Genomic DNA, 17,196 nt, shown 5'->3' with positions numbered 1-17,196 from the left:
TGGATATTGTCAACAATCGACAACCGTCTCCACCCGCACCCAGGAGGGCGCCGCATGGCCCAGCTTTCCCCGCTGCTCAAGCAGGCAACGCCCGTCGTCGTCGACCACGGTGAAGGGGTTTACCTCTACGACGTGGACGGGAAACGTCATCTCGACTTCACCGCGGGCATCGGGGTGACCAGCACCGGCCACTGCCACCCGCGCGTGGTCGAAGCCGCGCGCGAGCAGATCGGCAAGCTCGTGCACGGCCAGTACACGACAGTCATGCACAAACCGCTGCTCGAACTGACCCGCAAGCTCGGCGACGTGCTGCCGTCCGGGCTCGATTCGCTCTTCTACGCGAACTCCGGCAGCGAGGCCGTGGAGGCCGCGCTGCGGCTGGCCCGGCAGGCGACGAAGCGGCCGAACGTCATCGTGTTCCAGGGCGGTTTCCACGGCCGCACGGTCGCCGCCGCGACCATGACCACCTCCGGCACGCGGTTCAGCGCGGGCATCTCGCCGCTGATGTCCGGCGTGCACGTCGCGCCGTTCCCGTACGCCTACCACTACGGCTGGGACGAGGAGACCGCGACGAAGTTCGCCTTGCGCGAGCTGGACTACCTCTTCCAGACCGTCTCCGCGCCGAACGAGACGGCAGCGTTCTTCATCGAGCCGGTGCTCGGCGAGGGCGGCTACGTCCCGGCCAACACCGAGTTCATGGCCGGGCTGCGCGAACGCGCCGACCGGCACGGGATCCTGCTGGTGCTCGACGAGGTGCAGGCCGGATTCGGCCGCACCGGCAAGTTCTGGGGCCACGACCACTTCGACGTCCACCCGGACGTCGTGCTGATCGCGAAGGGCCTCGCGAGCGGCTTCCCGCTTTCGGGCATTGCCGCTTCGGAAGAGTTGATGGCGAAGGCGTACCCGGGGTCGCAGGGCGGCACGTACGGCGGCAACGCGGTGTCGTGCGCGGCGGCGATCGCGACGCTCGACGTCATTCAGGACGAAGGCTTGGTCGAGAACGCCGCGGAGCGTGGCCGTCAGCTTCTCGAGGGCGCGCGCGTCATCGCGGACAAGACGCCGGCTATCGGCGACGTACGCGGTCTCGGGCTCCTCGTGGGCACTGAGTTCACGACAGCGGACGGCGAACCGGACACGGCCACCGCGCAGGCCGCGCAGCAGGCAGCTGCCAAGAGCGGACTGCTGTTGCTCACCTGTGGCGCGTACTCGAACGTCGTGCGCATGGTGCCGCCGCTCGTCGTCAACGCGGAACAAGTCGACGACGCGCTGCGCATCTGGGGCGAGGTCGTCACGTCGGTCACGGGGAGCTGAAGCATGGCGCGCTACATCACCATCAGCCTCGACAAGCGCGGCGTCACCTGCCGCGCCCGGCTGCTCGACGACGAAGCACCGCGCACCTGCAAGGCGGTGTGGGACGCGCTGCCGCAGAGCGGTTCGGCCTACCACGCGAAGTACGCGCGCAACGAGGTCTACACGCTCGTGCCGCCCTTCGCCGAGCCCAAGCCGGGCCGCGAGAACCCGACCATCACCCCGATTCCGGGCGACGTCGTCTACTTCGGATTCGAGGCGTGGGAAATCGGCAATCCGGCGTACGGCTACGACGAGGGCAGCGAGGCGCACAGCGACCAGGGTGCCACGGATCTCGCGATTTTCTACGGCCGCAACAACCTGCTGATCAACGGCGACGCGGGCTGGGTGCCCGGCAACGTGTTCGCGACGATCGAGGAGGGCCTGTCCGAGATGGCCGAAGCCGCGCAGGATCTGTGGCTGCGCGGCGTGGAAGGCGAGACGCTGTCGTTCGCTCGCGCTGACTGACAGTCGCTCCAGGGCCGGTTCCTCCGCTGCGGAGGGACCGGCCTTTCGCTTGCCCGGATCGGGCCGGATTGTCCCTCCGGAGTGAAGCCGGGTTAACCCTCCGCGATCATGAGCGCGGCCCAAGATTCGCGGCCGGACAAGGGATTCAGCCCTGATGATCACCCGGCGGTGTGAACCTCGGCAACTCACCAATCGTGGCTTCGCATTCACCGTTTCGAGGGGCCGCGCCGCCCGGTTGCCGCAGTGCGCGTCTGCTACCCAGGGTGATCGACGCCGAGGTTCGCTACGAACCGTGGCGAAGAGTCCACAGTGCACCCCCGGCGGCAAACCCGAAAGCCTTACATGTTTAACATGGGAAGATTCCCCGGCCGCCGATCCCTTGCCAGCACAGGGAAATCCGCGTTTTGACACCGCGAGCGGGCCGGTGGAAATCTGCGATGGCTCCTCGCGAGAGCACCAAGGAAGAACAATCCGAACAAGGAGCCCCTCAATGCAGATGTTCACCCAGCACGTGCACCACGGCCACGACCTGATCTCGGGTCTGCTCGCGCACCTGGCGCACGTGCTCGGCTGGCTCGTCTGACCGGCACCGAGGATTAACCCAGGGGCCGGCCTGTTGGCGCGGGCCGGTCCCTGCTTGGGTTCTCCCCCCTTCCTGGCCACGCGCGCGGCGTGGCCTTTTTCGTGCCCGCGTCGGCTAACGTGAAAACTATTCATGGCCAGCCTCGGACCAGAACGGCTAGGCTGCGGCCACGAAGCACGCGCGCACGAGGGAGTGGCATGAGCGAGATCGCTGCACAGCTGGCGGGGGCCGTCGGAGCGGGGAACCTGCTGACCGGTGACGCGATTTCCGACGACTACGCGCACGACGAGGCGCTCAGCACGCCGGGGCAGAAACCGGCGTACGTCGCGAAACCCGCCACCGCCGAAGAGGTCTCCGCGCTGGTGAAGATCGCCGCCGCCGAGGGCGTCCCGGTGACCGCGCGCGGGTCCGGCAGCGGGCTGTCCGCCGCGGCGCGGCCGGTCGAAGGCGGGCTGCTCGTCTCGTTCGAGCGGATGAACTCGGTGCTCGAGATCGACACCGGCAACCACGTCGCCGTCGTCCAGCCGGGCGTCACGCTGGCCGAACTCGACGCGAAGACCGCCGAACACGGCCTCACCTACCCCGTTTATCCCGGCGAGCTGAGCGCGAGCGTCGGCGGCACCGTCGGCACCAACGCCGGCGGGATGCGCGCGATCCGCTACGGCATCACCCGCGGCAACGTCTCCGGTTTGCAGGCGGTGCTCGCGACGGGCGAGATCATCCGCGTCGGCGGCCGGATGTCGAAGATCTCCAGCGGCTACGACCTCACCCAGCTGATCATCGGCTCGGAGGGCACGCTCGCGCTGGTGACCGAGGTGATCGTGAAGCTGCAGCCCCGGCTGCCGCACGGCGCGACGGTGCTGGCCCCGTTCGACGATTTCGAGCAGGTGATGGCGGCCGTGCCGAAGATCGCCGCGAGCGGTCTCGCCCCGCAGATCCTCGAGTACATCGACAACATGACGATGGCCGCGATGGTCTACAACGACAAGCTCGAACTGGGCGTCCCGGCGGAAATCCGCGACCGGACCCAGGCGTATCTGGCCGTGGCGCTGGAGAACCGGGTGGCCGACCGGCTCGGCGAGGACGTCGAAGCGCTCGGCGAGCTGCTCACCGAACTCGGCGCGATCGACGCGTACGTGCTCGAAGGCGGAGCCGCCCGCAAGCTCATCGAAGCCCGCGAAAAAGCCTTCTGGAACGCCAAAGCCGCGGGCGCGGACGACGTGATCGACGTGGTGGTGCCGCGGACCGCGATGCCGCAGTTCCTGGCCAAAGCCCGCGAGCTGGCGATGGCGGCCGGCGGCGGCGCGATCGGCTGCGGGCACGCCGGCGACGGCAACGTCCACCTGGCGATCTTCTGCAAGGACCCGGACACCCGCTCGCAGCTGCTGACCGACATCTTCGGTTACGCGTACGAACTCGGCGGCGCGATCTCCGGCGAGCACGGCCTCGGCCGCACCAAGACCAAGTACTACGCCAAACTCGAAGACCCGGCGAAGCTCGATCTGCTGCGCCGGGTCAAGGAAAGCTTCGACCCGGCCGGGATCCTGAACCCCGGCGTTCTGTTCGCGCAAACCGGAAAGTGAGCACAGTGAGCACGCTCAACGGCGCCCAGTCCCTTATCCGCACGCTCGTCGACAGCGGGGTCGACGTGTGCTTTTCCAACCCCGGCACGTCGGAAATGCATTTCGTCGCCGCGCTCGATTCGGTACCGGAGATGCGCGGGGTGCTCGCGTTGTTCGAGGGCGTCGTGACCGGTGCCGCGGACGGGTACGCGCGGGTCGCCGGCAAGCCCGCCGCGACGCTGCTGCACCTCGGTCCCGGGCTCGGGAACGGCCTGGCGAACCTGCACAACGCGCGGCGCGCGCACACGCCGGTGGTCAACGTGATCGGCGACCACGCCACCTATCACAAGCAGTACGACGCCCCGCTGGAGTCGGACATCGACGCCATCGCGGGCTCGCTCGAGGGCTGGGTGCGCCGGTCCGGGCACACGAAGGACGTCGGCGCGGACGCCGCGGCGGCGGTCGCGGCGGCACAGGACGCCCCGGGCCGGGTCGCGACGCTGATCCTTCCCGCCGACGCGTCGTGGGGCGAGGGCGGCGAAACGTGCGAGCCGATCCCGCCGCGCGTCCCGCAGACGGTCGACTCGACGACCGTGCAGAAGATCGCGGACGTGCTCGGCAGCGGTGAGCCGGTGGCATTGCTGATCGGCGGGTCCGCCTGCCGCGAAGCCGGTTTGCGCGCGGCCAGCCGGATCGCGGCCGCGACCGGGGTGAAGGTGCTCGCCGAGACGTTCCCGGCGCGGCTGGAGCGCGGCGCCGGCTTGCCGAACATCGAACGGCTGGGCTACCTCGCCGAGCAGGCGAAGTACCAGCTGGACGGGATCAAGCACCTGATCATCGCCGGCACGAAGGCGCCGGTGTCGTTCTTCGCCTACCCCGGCATGCCGAGCGAGCTGACCCCGGAAGGCGCGGACGTCCACGTCCTCGCGAACGTCGGGCAGGACGTCCCGGCCGCGCTGGAGGCGGTCGCCGCCTTGGTCGCCGCGGACACCGAGCCGGTTTTGCAGGAGGCCGGTCGGCCGGAGCTGCCGAGCGGTCCGCTCACCGTGCAGAACTGGGTCGACGTGATCGGCGCGCTGCTGCCGGAGAACGCGATCATCGTGGACGAGGCGAACACGTCCGGTCTCATGCTCCCCGCCGCGACCGCGGGCGCGCCGCGGCACGACGTGCTGACCCTGACCGGCGGCGCGATCGGGTACGGCATGCCGGTGGCCGTCGGCGCGGCCATCGCGGCTCCGCGACGGCCGGTGATCAACCTCGAATCCGACGGCAGCGCGATGTACACGATCTCCGCGCTGTGGACGCAGGCGCGCGAGAACCTTGACGTCACCACGGTGGTGCTCAACAACAACGCGTACGCGATCCTGCGGATGGAGCTGCAGCGCGTCGGCGCGTCCGGCGACGGACCGCGCGCGAAGGACCTGCTGGACATCGGCCGTCCGGACCTGGATTTCGTGAAGATCGCCGAAGGCATGGGCGTTCCGGCGACCCGGGCGACGACCGCGGAGGAGCTGGCCGAGCAGTTCCGGCGCGCGGTCGCCGAACCGGGCCCGCACCTGATCGACGCGGCCGTTCCGCCGCTGCTCTAGACCCCGGCGAGTTCCGGGCTGGCGGCACGGAACCGCGGCACCACCGCGGTCAACGCCAGCCCGGCCACCGCCGCCACCGCGGCGACCGCGAACGTGGCGCGGAAACCCGCGAGCGAGGGCACGGTGAACGAGCCGACGGTGATCGTCAGATGGGCGAGCATCGTGGCCATCACGGCGCTGGACGTCGACGTGCCGACAGACCGCATGAGCGAGTTGAGCCCGTTCGCGGACGCGGTTTCGGTGACCGGTACCGCGCTCATGATCAGCGCGGGCATCGCGGCGTAAGCGATGCCGACGCCCGCCCCGATGATCACCGACGCGATGATCAGCTCGACCGCGTTGGCCATCAGGAAAATCGCGAAGACGTAGCCGACCGCGATCACGGTCGCACCGGTCATGAGCGTGACGCGCGCGCCGTAGCGGTTGGTCAGCCGCGCGGAGACCGGGGACAGCGCCATCATGACCAGGCCGTTCGGCGCGAGGCACAGACCGGCTTCGACCATGCTGAGCCCGAGTCCGTAGCCGGTCGCCGACGGTGCCTGCAGCAACTGCGGGAACGACAACGACATCGCGTACATCGCGAAGCCGACGAGCACCGACGCGAGGTTCGTGAACAACACCGGCCGCCGCGCCGAAACGCGCAGATCGACCAGCGGGTCACGCCGGCGCAGCTGGTACCAGCCCCAGGCCGCGAGAACGACCACGGCGGTCGCGGCGAACCCGAGCGTCGCCGGACTCCCCCAGCCCCATTCGCCGCCCTTCACGATCGGCAGCAACAGGCTGGTGAGACCGACGATCAACCCGAGTGTGCCGAGGAAATCGAACGGCGCGGGCGTGCGGACCGGCGATTCCGGAACGAACCGCAGGATCAGCAGCGCACACCCCAGCCCGAGCCCGGCCGCGCCCCAGAACAGGACGTGCCAGTCGGCGTGCTCGGCCACGATCGCCGCGACCGGCAACCCGATCGCGCCGCCGACGCCGAGCGTCGCGCTCATCAGCGAAATCGCGCCGCTCACGCGTTCCGGCGGCAGTTCGTCGCGCATGATGCTGATGCCGAGCGGAATGACGCCCATCGCGCAGCCCTGCAACCCGCGGCCGACGATCATCAGCGCGAGCGAACTGGTGAGCGCCGAGACCACGGATCCGGCGATCAGCACGGCCAGACTCACGAGCAGCACGCGGCGTTTGCCGTAGAGATCGCCGAGCCGCCCCGCGACCGGCGTGCAGACCGCCGCCGCGAGCAGCGTGACGGTGACGACCCACGACGCGTCCGTCGGCGTGGTGTCGAGCAGTCTCGGGAACGCCGGGATCAACGGGATGACCAGCGTCTGCATGAACGAAGCGACCAGCCCGCACGAGGCGAGCACCACGATGATCGGCCCCGAACCCGCCCGCGCCACCACGTCCCCCGTTCCGTATGCCGTACCGGATTCGCACGCTACCGGGCGCGGCGCGCGGAACGGGCGGTTCGTGATCGATCCGACTTACCGGACTGGTCCGTTTGGCCCAATACCTGCTTGGGTTGCGGGATTCACAGCCACTGTTCGACGCCGCCGTGACCGGAGCAGGTGCCGGAACGGTGCTGGCTGTCGCTGTAGGTGCGGTCGTTGCAGAGGGTTGTCGCGCGGGCGGCGAGGCAGCTTTGGGCGCGGTCACTCGCGGCGCGGACTGGGCGGTCGCGCGGTCGCGCCGCCCGGCGGCGGCGAGGAGAACGCGAAACGCAACCGTCGAGTCAATCCTTCGCGAGCCGGGAAATCGTCGCCAGCATTCTCCGCACGCCGAAGACATGTCCGCCGCTTCCGACCACGAGCAAGCGGTAGCCCGCTCCGGCCATCCCGGGGAACCGGGCCCGGCTTTCGGCGCGGACCACGGTCTCTGCGGCGGAGACGGATTCGAGCCGGAACGTGAGACGGTACTCGGAAAACTGGTGCCGTCCGGCAAGTGCGAGCTGGTGCGGTGGTTCGGCGACCACGACTCGGAAGCCGGGCACGGTGGATCCTTCCGCGAGCGGACGCGGACCGGTTGCCTTCCAATCGGCGCAGCGGACCGCCCAGGCGTACGCGGTGGCCAACCTGCCGGAGAAGCGTTCGGCGACCTGATTGACCGCGCGCCAGGTGGCCTCGGCGTCGGCGGACACGGTGACGCGATGTTCGTCCAGGACGGGCAATTGCTCTTCGGCAGTCATCGGCTCCTCCGCGGGCATCGTCTCACGCGCCCACGGGCTCAGCCGTCCGCGGGACACCACGGGTCCGGGGCTCGCAGGACCGACTTGCCGCAGAAGCCCTGTAGCGCCGGGTCGACTTCTCCGCCTTGGACCTGCAGTACCGCGAGCGGTTTGTCCTGCGGGACGTGCCTGCCGATGTCGCCGCCGTAGTCGATGGTTCCGCTCACCCCCTCGATGTATTTGTTGATCTGGTTCGCGTCCGGCCGCGAGGTGTGGATCGCGGCGATCTCCCGCCACACCGCACCTGGGGTGACCGGGATTTTCGACGACGTCTCCCGCAGGTACGCGGTCGCGGTGATCATCACCAGCGCGGCGTCGTAGGACAGCGCGGCGTGACCGTCGAACGAGCGGCCTTTTTCGGTGTGTTCAAAGGAGAACTTGGCGTTGAGCGTGGAGTAGAAGTCGCGCGCGAGACCTTTCGCGGGTGTGGCCGGCGCGTTCGCGAGCGCGAAATAGTAGTACGGCAGCGCGCGATGATCTTCTCGCGCAACGGAGTCGGCGACGAAACGCGCGACGTCGTCGTCGCCGATGATCGTCGCGGTGCTGCCGCATTGCGCGGCACCAGCCAAGAACGCTCCGAAATCGGGGACGCCTCGGCCGGCGAAGAACGCGTACCCGTCGTAGGAGCAGCTGTCGCGCCCGGCGGCACCCGCGTTGCCTACTAGCCGGTCGCCGTAGCGGAGATGCGCGGACCTCGCTTTTTGCCCTTCGTCCGGGACGAAAGCGCGTGCTTCGACCGCGAAACCCTTGTCCTTGAACTCTTTCAGCAGATTGTCGCGAAGATTGGGACTGTAGAAGTCAGTGTCGTCGTCGGAGTAATAGATGCGAAGCGAGCGCGGACCAGGGCGCTGGGCGGCAAAGGCCGCGGCCACCGCGGCTTCCCGGCGGTTTTGCGGTGCGACCTGGAAGTAGATCGGGTTCTGGTCCGCGAGCTGATCGGCGGTGAGAGTCGCCGCGACCACCGGGATGCCCGCGTCGCCGAGTGCGCGGATCGTGGTGGCGGTCGGCTCGCTGCTCATGTCGAGTCCGACCACGCCGACGATGCTGGGATCCTGTTTCGCCATCTCCAGCAGGGTGCGCGCGACCTGCGCGCCCTGGAGCATTCCCTTGCCGCCGTTGGCGATCAGCATGCGCACGATCGGTTCGGCCGCCGCGGTCGCGTCGAGCTGCCGCGACTGCGCGACCGCGAAGCCCTCCAGCGATTCGCGTTCCGCGGTGAGTCCCTCGGCGGTGCCGTTCGACGACGTCAGCGCCTCCAGGTCGACCAGCGTGATGTACGGCCGTTCCGGATGCTGCTGGTGCAGTTCCTCGGCCCGCCGGTTCTGGTCCGCGACCACGGCTTCGACCTGCTGGATCGTCCCCTCCTTGTCGACCGGGGAGAACAGCGTGAAGGTGCCGTCGGACACTCCGACGCACTGGTCGTCCACCCGGCTCAGCCACTCGCTCGACGTGCCGCAGTGACTGTCCAGAAAGGACTGATAACGCACCACGGCGAACGCGGCGACCAGCGCGAGCACCACCGCGGGCACCCCGGCGCGGATCCAGCGCGTCGTCCACCACGCCGCCCGCCCGCGTCCGCCGGACAGGTCGTAGTGCTCGCCGAGCGCCAGCATTCGCTTGCGCACCTCGGTTTCCTCGGCCTCCGTCTGCGGCACGTCGAGCCCGATCGGCAGGTACCACGCGGTCGGGCGGCGGGCGCGCCGGTCCGCGCTGAGCCGGTTCTGCCACACCCGGTACGCGCCGGCGGCATCGGTCGCGTGGTACTTCGGCCGGTCCTCGCTCGGCGCGGCGTCCGGCGGCGGAGCCTGGCTCGCGCTCACCACCAGCAGCGGGTCGAAAAGCCCGACCTGGTTGCGGACGTCGTTCATCAGCCGGAGCAGCCGGTAACCGCCGTTGGCGGGACCGACCTCGTCGAGCAGCAGCACCGGATAGGTCATCCGGCGCCGCCGCCAGAACTGCCACGGCCGCAGCCGGTACTCGCGGCGCAAGTCTTCCAGGAACGCGTTGACCAGCAGCCGCGCGACGTACTCGGGCGATTCCTTCTGCCATTCGCCGTCGGTGAGCCGCAGCGCGAAGCGCACGAAACTGCCGGACATCTCCGGCGCGAGATGCGGCTGGCGCAGGAACCACCGGTACCGCCCGGACAGCCCGGGCACGCGCCCGGTGACCGCGAGCCGGAAGGTGCCGAACGTCAGCAACCGCAGCAGCAGCAACGGAAACCGCCACGCCGGATGCTGCGGCACCAGCTCGCGGCTGACGCTGTCGATGGCCGAGCGGAAGCGGACCAGCAGGCCGTTCTCCTGCAGCTCGCGCAACAGGGTGCGTTCGGGATCGGTGTCGCCGTCCGGAAACTGCTTCGCCATGAGCTGATCGACCAGCGTGAACAGCCGGAACCGCAACCGGCTTTCCCGGGTGCGGCCGCTGCGGACAAGGCTGTTGCGGACATGCCACAGCAGGTCGCGCACGGCGTCGACGCTCTCCTTGGTCGCCTCGGCGGCGGAATCGGTGTCCGGCCGATCGGCGAGGGGCAGATAGACCGAACGCACGGTCCCCGCCGGTTCCGCGTTCTGCAGCCGGGACGCCAGCTCCTTGAGCACGCCCGCACGCGCGTCGCCGACGAGGCACACCATGGGCAGCCCGCGCCGCCCGGCGCGCTCCCGGTGATAACCGGGACGCCATTCCCCGTCGTCCAGCAATTCCCGCGGCCGGTCGCCGCTTCGAGGTCGTTGGTAAAGCGCCCCGATGAGCTTGACGAGCCGATCCGCACCAGCGAACGCGAGCTGCTCCCCCGCGACTGCCACCGTCTGGTCCATGCCGAAGTAAACCACGCGGCTCAGGGGAGGGGTCCCGGAATTATGCCGCCATGCCAAGGGTTTTGCGATTTGCTCCGGGCGACTTGCGGCCGTTCGGGTGGCCAGGGTTCAGCCGTTCGCTGGACGGGAGGTTGCACTGAGCTACCGGCTCTTGTTCACAGATCGATCAATTCGCTATCATCGCTACGAAAAACGTAGAATTTGCTCATCGCAACTAGGCAATCGAACTGATCCAACGCCTGAACTCCTAGCAAATCGTCGCCTTTCGCAATATCTCATGATCACCATGATCGGAGGAAGACAGAGCAGGCTGGTTCATGTGTGGTGGAGCTGGAACCTGGTCGCCGATGAGGGGTGGGCATGAAGAACGACAACCAGAGCGCACAATTCCAGGCTGCCTACGACGAGCTGACCAAGCAGCCTTCGATCGCGGTCTCGTCTAGTCGTGCGATGGCAGCGGAGGTCAAGCAGCTTCAGGCGGACGACGAGAAGAAGGCCAACGAAGAAGAGAAAGACTTCGAAAAAGTGCCCATGCTGGAAGAGGTCCAGCTCCATCCGCACGGCTTCCGCGCTACGCCGTGGGCGATACTGCAGGCGTACGGCCGGGCGACCGCGCTGTCCAGTCAGAGCCCTTCGCGCGGCCTTGCCCACCACTGGAACTGCCTTCGCTACCTCGCCACGCTGCGTTCGGAAAACGGCCAGTTGACGCGGTCGGAGGACGGAAACGATGCCAGGTGGCACGTAAAGACCGCGCAATCGGCCGATGTCGGGGTGGCAATCGGGTTGCTCGCCGCGCAGGAGTCGCTGTCCAAGCAGCACCCAGGTTATCGGTTCCAAGCGGTCGACGCCGATCTCGTTCTGGACGCCGGTTGGGCGCTGCGCGCGCCACGCCCCAAAGAACAAACCCAGAAGCCTGCGTCCGATCGACCAGGTTATTTTCTGGTCGGCCGGAAAGCCGACGCTCCGCTTCGGGTCGTTGCTGCCGACTTCCGCGGACTGCACAACACGGCCGTCCACCAACGCAAGCAGTTGTACCGGTCGGCGACGAGGTTCCATCGGCTGGCGTTCGGACGCGAAGCCCAGCGCATGCCGAGCATCGCGGCGTCGACCACGCTCTCCGGCACGCACGGAGTCGAGGTATACCTCCTCGGTCATCAAGCTGATTTAAGCCTTGCCGTCCCAAACCATCCACTGCCCCATCTCACCGGTCCGCAGCGGGAAGAGTTGTACACCCCGTTCATTGAAACCGTGAACGATAACGGCGAAAAGGAAAGCCGACTCGGTTTCCATCTCGCGGAGGACCGGTACGAATGGTTTTCCAGGGTTTTGGTCCGAGCCTCAGCAGCGATGCTGCTGGCTTTCGCCGGAGACCGGACCAGCGCGGCAAGACAGCTCACCAAGCGGCAAGGCATCCGTGTGGGCAAGCAGGACAACGAAGACCACATGCCCCCGGCCCGCTGCGACGTCGAGGCGCGTCTGGGCGGGCTGGAGCTCGTCGGCACCGATCATGTCTTTCGCTTTCGCGGCAAGCGCGTCGAGGTGTTCTCCGGACTCCCCAAGCCGCTCTACGAAGTGCTGCGCAACGGTGCCGGTGCCCCGGACTACGAAGCCACCGTACGGGACGTCCGCGCGCACTGGAATGAAGGCAACGCTCGGGACGCTTGGCAGGGAATCATGACAATGGACGAGGACGGTGCTGTCATGGGCTTGCGCGCCCTCAGCGATGAAAACTCCGTCCAGCTCAAGCCCATCACCGCATAAACGACGGGGCTGCTCCGGGAAACCCTGGAGCAGCCCCGCCAGCCACAAAATTTTACTCGTAAATCTCGCCCTTGGCGGCCTTCTCCACCAGCGACTGCGGCGGCTCGAAGTGGCTGCCGTACCGCGCCGCCAGCTCGCGGGCCCGGTCCACGAAGCCCTGCAGGCCGCCCTCGTACTGGTTGATGTACTGGATCACGCCACCGGTCCAGGGCGGGAAACCGATGCCGAAGATGGACCCGATGTTCGCGTCCGCGATCGAGGTCAGGACGCCCTCGTCGAAGCACTTCACCGTTTCCAGCGCCTCGGCGAAGAGCATGCGCTCCTTGAGGTCCTCGAACGGCACGTCCGCCGAACCCGAGTTGAACGCCTCGCGCAGGCCCGGCCACAGACCGGTGCGCTTGCCGTTCTCGTCGTACTCGTAGAAGCCCGCTCCGGTGGAACGGCCCTTGCGGTCGTACTTGTCGAGCATCGTGTCGATGACGGCCTCGGACGCGTGCGCGTTCCAGGTGCCGCCCGCGGCCTCGATCGCGGCACGGGTTTCCGCGCGGATCTTGCGCGGCAGCGTCAGGGTCAGCTCGTCCATCAGCTGCAGCGGCGGCGCCGGGTAACCGGCCTGCGAACCCGCCTGCTCGATCGACGCCGGCTCGACGCCCTCGCCCAGCGCGGCCACGGCCTCGTTGATGAAGGTGCCGATGACCCGCGAGGTGAAGAAGCCGCGGCTGTCGTTGACGACGATCGGGGTCTTGCGGATCTGCAGCGTGTAGTCGAAGACCTTCGCCAGCGTGGCGGGCGACGTCTTCTCGCCGCAGATGATCTCGACCAGCGGCATCTTGTCCACCGGCGAGAAGAAGTGGATCCCGATGAAGTCCTCGGTGCGCTGCACGCCCTCGGCGAGGGTGGTGATCGGCAGCGTCGAGGTGTTGGAACCCAGCACCGCGTCCGCGTTGACGATGCTCTCGATCTCGCCGAACACCTTGTGCTTCAGCTCGACGCTCTCGAACACGGCCTCGATGACGAAGTCGACGCCGGCGAAGTCGGCCGGGTCGGCGGTCGGCTTGATCCGCGCCAGCAGCGCGTCCGACTTCTCCTGCGTGGTCTTGCCGCGCGAGAGCGCCTTCTCCTCGAGCTTGACCGCGTAGCCCTTGCCCTTGTCAGCCGCCTCCTGCGAGACGTCCTTGAGGACCACGTCGATGCCCGCCTTCGCGGACACGTAGGCGATCGCGGCGCCCATCATCCCGGCGCCGAGCACGCCGACCTTCTTGGCGGTGAACTTCTCGAACCCGTCCGGACGCGAACCGCCGGAGTTGATCGTCTGCAGGTCGAAGAAGAACGCCTTGGTCATGTTCTTCGAGACCTGCCCGATGGCCAGGCTCACGAAGTAGCGCGTCTCGACCTGGATCGCGGTGTCGAAGTCGACCTGCGAACCCTCGATCGCGGCGGCGAGGATCGCGCGCGGCGCGGGCATCGGCGCGCCCTTGAGCTGCTTGCGCAGGTTCGCCGGGAACGCGGGCAGGTTCGCCGCGAAGCTCGGGTTCGACGGGGTGCCGCCCGGGATCTTGTAGCCCTTGACGTCCCACGGCTGCACGCCGCCCTCGGGGTTGGCCTTGATCCACGCCTTCGCGGCGGGCACCAGCTCGTCGACGGTGTCCACGACCTCGTGCACCAGGCCGATCTCCAGCGCCTTGCGCGGCTTCATCCGCTGGCCCTGCAGCAGGACGTTCAGCAGCGCGCTCTGGATGCCGAGCAGCCGCACGGTGCGGACCACGCCGCCGCCGCCGGGCAGCAGGCCGAGGGTGACCTCGGGCAGGCCGATCTGGCTGCCCTTGACGTCGGCCGCGATGCGGTGGTGCGTCGCGAGCGCGATCTCGAGGCCGCCGCCGAGCGCCGCGCCGTTGATGGCCGCGACGACCGGCTTGCCGAGCTGCTCGAGCCGGCGCATCTGGCTCTTCATCGCGCCGCTGGACGCGGTGATCTCCGCCGCGTGCTCCGGCTTCGCCTGGATCAGGTCGCGCAGGTCGCCGCCGGCGAAGAAGGTCTTCTTCGCCGAGGTGAGCACGACACCGGTGATGTCGTCCTTCTCCGCCTCGAGCCGGTCCACGGTCGCGGCGAGCGACTCGCGGAAGGCCTGGTTCATCGTGTTGGCCGACTGGTCCGGGTCGTCCAGGGTCAGCGTGACGATGCCGTCGGAATCCTTGTCCCAGCGGATGGTCTTGCTCTCGGTCATCTCGGTCCTCACACCCGCTCGATGATGGTCGCGACACCCATGCCGCCGCCGATGCACAGCGTCACCAGCGCCCGGCGCGCCTCGCGGCGCTCCAGCTCGTCGACCACGGTGCCGACCAGCATCGCGCCGGTGGCGCCGAGCGGGTGGCCCATGGCGATCGCGCCGCCGTTGACGTTGATCTTCTCGTCCGGAAGGTTCAGGTCCTTCTGCCACTTGAGCACGACGGACGCGAACGCCTCGTTGAGCTCCCACAGGTCGATGTCGTCCGGGGTCAGGCCCGCGGTCTTCAGCACCTTCTCGGTGGCCGGCGTCGGACCGGTCAGCATGATCGTGGGCTCGGAGCCGATCGAGGCGGTGGCGACGATGCGCGCCCGCGGCGTGAGGCCGAAGGTCTTGCCCGCCTGCTCGGAACCGACCAGCACGATGGCCGACCCGTCGACGATGCCGGACGAGTTGCCGCCGGTGTGCACGTGGTCGATCTTCTCGACCTGGTGGTACTTCTGGAGCGCGACGGCGTCGAAGCCGCCCATCTCGCCGATCGTGGTGAACGCGGGCTTGAGCTTCGCCAGACCCTCCACAGTGGACCCCGGACGGCGGTGCTCGTCGTGGTCGAGGATCGTGACGCCGTTCATGTCCTTGACCGGCACCACGGACTTCGCGAAGTAGCCGCCGGACCAGGCCGCCTCGGCCTTCTCCTGCGAGCGGACCGCGAAGGCGTCGACGTCCTCGCGGGAGAAGCCCTCCATCGTCGCGATCAGGTCCGCGCCGATGCCCTGCGGGGCGATGTAGTGGTCGTACGCGGTGGCCGGGTCCATGAACAGCGCGCCGCCGTCGGAACCCATCGGCACGCGCGACATCGACTCCACGCCGCCCGCGATGACCAGCTGGTCCCAGCCGGAGCGGACCTTCTGCGCGGCGACGTTCGTGGCCTCGAGCCCGGACGCGCAGAACCGGTTGAGCTGCACGCCCGCGACGGTCTGCGGCAGGCCCGCGACAAGCGCGGCGGTGCGCGCGATGTCCGCGCCCTGCTCGCCCACCGGGGACACGACGCCGAGCACGATGTCGTCGATCGCCTGCGGATCGAGGTTCGGGTGGCGGACCTTCAGCTCCTGGATGAGGCCGACCACCAGGTCGACCGGCTTGGTGCCGTGCAGGGCACCGCCCTTGTTCTTGCCCCGGGGCGTGCGCAACGCCTCGTAGATGTAGGCCTCGCTACTCACTGAACAACTCCTCCGCGAAGCGGCATGGATGGACACTGCGGTGTATCTCGCGGCCGACTATACCGGCCGGTAGGTGCTAATGGCCATTAACATAAGCCCGATGAACCCCATGGTGTCAATGGGTTGCCGTAGTTTCGATTAGCGCTATGGTCAGTTCACCATGAGTACGCATCCCGCCCGCGGCACGCGCCCTCGCGACCGCAAGGCCCAGCTCGCTGCCGTCGCGGCCGAGCTGTTCCGCGCGAGGGGGTTCCACGGTGTCGGGATCAACGACATCGCGGCCGCGGCGGGGGTCACCGGCCCCGCGCTGTACCGGCATTTCGCCGACAAGCAGGCGATCCTCGCCTACGTCGTGCTCGCCGGGATCGACGACATGGAGTCGGCCACCGCGGCCGCGCTCGCCGATTCCGCGCCGCCGCTCGCCCAGCTGGACGCCCTGCTCACCGGCCTCGCGACGCAGGCGGTCGAGCGCCGGGAGATCGCCGCGCTGTGGCGCTGGGAGGGTCCGCATCTGCCGCGCGAGCAGCGCCGGGAGATCCGCCGCCGGTCCGGCGCCGTGCTCGACGCGTGGACGAAAGCCCTGCTCACCCTGCGTCCCGAGCTGTCCGCGGACGAGGCCGAACTGCTGTGCTGGGCCGCGCTGTCGGTGTTCGGGAGCGTCGCGGTGCACCACACGTCGGTGGCGCGCAAACGCTTCGTGCCGCTGCTGGTCGAGCTGGCGCAGACTGTGCTCAACGCCTCACTGCCGGTCCCGGACGAACCCGCGCCGCCGGTCGCGAGCAGCCTCGGCACGCCGTCCCGCCGCGAGCAGGTGCTGACCGCCGCGACCGGGCTCTTCGCCGAACGCGGCTTCCACACGGTGAGCATGGAGGACATCGGCGCGGCGGCGGGCATCGCCGGGCCCAGCGTGTACCGGCACTTCCCCAGCAAGGCCGCGCTGATGGTCGCGATCGGACACCGCGCCGCCGACCGGCTCGCGCTGGCCGCCGAACAGGCACTGCAGGCCCCGGACGAACGATCCGCACTGGGCCGGCTCGCCGCGTCGTACGTGCACATTCTGCTGCGCACGCCGGAACTGCTGGTGTCCTTCACCGCGGACCGCGCGACCATGCCGCAGCGGGACAAGGCCGATCTGCGCCGCGTCCAGCGGGACTACGTCGACCAGTGGGTTTCCTTGCTGTGCGCGGTGTTTCCGGAGCTTCCGGCGCGCGAGGCGAAGATCCGGGTGCATGCCGCGCTGACCATCGCGAACGACCTCAGCCGTACCGGGCGGATCAAGAACAGGCCGCATCTGCAGACGGAGCTGACGGCGGTGCTGCACGCGGTTCTCGGGCTCGACTGACGGGCGGGCAGACCACTTCGCAAGTGGTTCTCTCTCAAAAGTTGTTGCAACTTCACTAGTGAA

General features: G+C 68.6%; 11 protein-coding genes and 1 pseudogene. 6 read left to right on the top strand and 6 right to left on the bottom strand.

What is annotated here, in order from left to right; genetic code table 11:
- The first annotated feature begins 54 nt into the window (after positions 1-54).
- From FKO37_RS10880 to FKO37_RS10865, 4 genes are all read left to right on the top strand, one after another.
- Positions 55-1,311 carry an aspartate aminotransferase family protein gene (locus tag FKO37_RS10880; RefSeq protein WP_037817109.1) on the top strand — a complete coding sequence of 419 codons (1,257 nt, stop codon included), beginning with the start codon at positions 55-57 and terminating at the stop codon, positions 1,309-1,311.
- 3 nt (positions 1,312-1,314) lie between these two features.
- Positions 1,315-1,815, top strand: a complete 501-nt coding sequence (locus tag FKO37_RS10875) for a DUF3830 family protein (protein WP_037817111.1) — start codon at positions 1,315-1,317, stop codon at positions 1,813-1,815.
- A gap of 780 nt (positions 1,816-2,595) precedes the next feature.
- Positions 2,596-3,981, top strand: coding sequence for an FAD-binding oxidoreductase (locus FKO37_RS10870; protein WP_134669775.1), 1,386 nt, complete (start codon positions 2,596-2,598; stop codon positions 3,979-3,981).
- Positions 3,982-3,986: 5 nt separating this feature from the next.
- Positions 3,987-5,549, top strand: a complete 1,563-nt coding sequence (locus FKO37_RS10865; RefSeq protein WP_037817115.1) for an acetolactate synthase large subunit — start codon at positions 3,987-3,989, stop codon at positions 5,547-5,549.
- On the opposite strand, the gene FKO37_RS10860 is transcribed toward FKO37_RS10865, so the two are convergent.
- The 4 genes and pseudogenes from FKO37_RS10860 to FKO37_RS10845 form a co-directional block, all read right to left on the bottom strand.
- Complete coding sequence (locus tag FKO37_RS10860) at positions 5,546-7,024, bottom strand: MFS transporter (RefSeq protein ID WP_338081055.1); 1,479 nt, start codon at positions 7,022-7,024, stop codon at positions 5,546-5,548. The genes FKO37_RS10865 and FKO37_RS10860 overlap by 4 nt on opposite strands.
- A 56-nt stretch (positions 7,025-7,080) precedes the next feature.
- A pseudogene (locus FKO37_RS10855) lies at positions 7,081-7,191 on the bottom strand (DUF3761 domain-containing protein); the annotation flags it as partial.
- A 90-nt stretch (positions 7,192-7,281) separates the two neighbouring features.
- Entirely contained in the window at positions 7,282-7,734 is a 453-nt protein-coding gene (locus tag FKO37_RS10850; protein WP_238604375.1) for a hypothetical protein, read from the bottom strand.
- Between the two features lie 38 nt (positions 7,735-7,772).
- Positions 7,773-10,601, bottom strand: coding sequence for a hypothetical protein (locus tag FKO37_RS10845; protein WP_238604374.1), 2,829 nt, complete (start codon positions 10,599-10,601; stop codon positions 7,773-7,775).
- A gap of 345 nt (positions 10,602-10,946) precedes the next feature.
- On the opposite strand from FKO37_RS10845, the gene FKO37_RS10840 reads away from it, so the two are divergent.
- Entirely contained in the window at positions 10,947-12,347 is a 1,401-nt protein-coding gene (locus FKO37_RS10840) for a hypothetical protein (RefSeq protein WP_134728137.1), read from the top strand.
- A gap of 52 nt (positions 12,348-12,399) precedes the next feature.
- Here the strand turns inward: FKO37_RS10840 and FKO37_RS10835 are convergent, their stop codons facing one another.
- Both FKO37_RS10835 and FKO37_RS10830 read right to left on the bottom strand, forming a co-directional pair.
- Complete coding sequence (locus tag FKO37_RS10835) at positions 12,400-14,571, bottom strand: 3-hydroxyacyl-CoA dehydrogenase NAD-binding domain-containing protein (RefSeq protein ID WP_037817120.1); 2,172 nt, start codon at positions 14,569-14,571, stop codon at positions 12,400-12,402.
- An 8-nt stretch (positions 14,572-14,579) separates the two neighbouring features.
- Positions 14,580-15,791, bottom strand: coding sequence for an acetyl-CoA C-acetyltransferase (locus tag FKO37_RS10830; RefSeq protein WP_037817122.1), 1,212 nt, complete (start codon positions 15,789-15,791; stop codon positions 14,580-14,582).
- A 160-nt stretch (positions 15,792-15,951) separates the two neighbouring features.
- Between FKO37_RS10830 and FKO37_RS10825 the strand changes: the two genes are divergently transcribed.
- Positions 15,952-17,133 (top strand): TetR/AcrR family transcriptional regulator, encoded by a 1,182-nt coding sequence (locus FKO37_RS10825; RefSeq protein WP_037817124.1) that lies wholly within the window; start codon positions 15,952-15,954, stop codon positions 17,131-17,133.
- Positions 17,134-17,196: the final 63 nt, after the last annotated feature.

This window comes from Amycolatopsis sp. Poz14 (assembly GCF_006704225.1).
GTDB lineage: Bacteria > Actinomycetota > Actinomycetes > Mycobacteriales > Pseudonocardiaceae > Amycolatopsis > Amycolatopsis nivea.
The sequence above is the reverse complement of the archived record's forward strand: the minus strand, read 5'-3'. Positions and strand labels throughout refer to the sequence as shown.

Bases quoted from the DNA above. Each gene is read 5' to 3' on its own strand.
- FKO37_RS10840 (WP_134728137.1), top strand. From the start codon at position 10,947: ATGAAGAACGACAACCAGAGCGCACAATTCCAGGCTGCCTACGACGAG.
- FKO37_RS10850 (WP_238604375.1), bottom strand. From the start codon at position 7,734: ATGACTGCCGAAGAGCAATTGCCCGTCCTGGACGAACATCGCGTCACC.
- FKO37_RS10870 (WP_134669775.1), top strand. From the start codon at position 2,596: ATGAGCGAGATCGCTGCACAGCTGGCGGGGGCCGTCGGAGCGGGGAAC.
- FKO37_RS10880 (WP_037817109.1), top strand. From the start codon at position 55: ATGGCCCAGCTTTCCCCGCTGCTCAAGCAGGCAACGCCCGTCGTCGTC.
- FKO37_RS10875 (WP_037817111.1), top strand. From the start codon at position 1,315: ATGGCGCGCTACATCACCATCAGCCTCGACAAGCGCGGCGTCACCTGC.
- FKO37_RS10835 (WP_037817120.1), bottom strand. From the start codon at position 14,571: ATGACCGAGAGCAAGACCATCCGCTGGGACAAGGATTCCGACGGCATC.
- FKO37_RS10825 (WP_037817124.1), top strand. From the start codon at position 15,952: ATGAGTACGCATCCCGCCCGCGGCACGCGCCCTCGCGACCGCAAGGCC.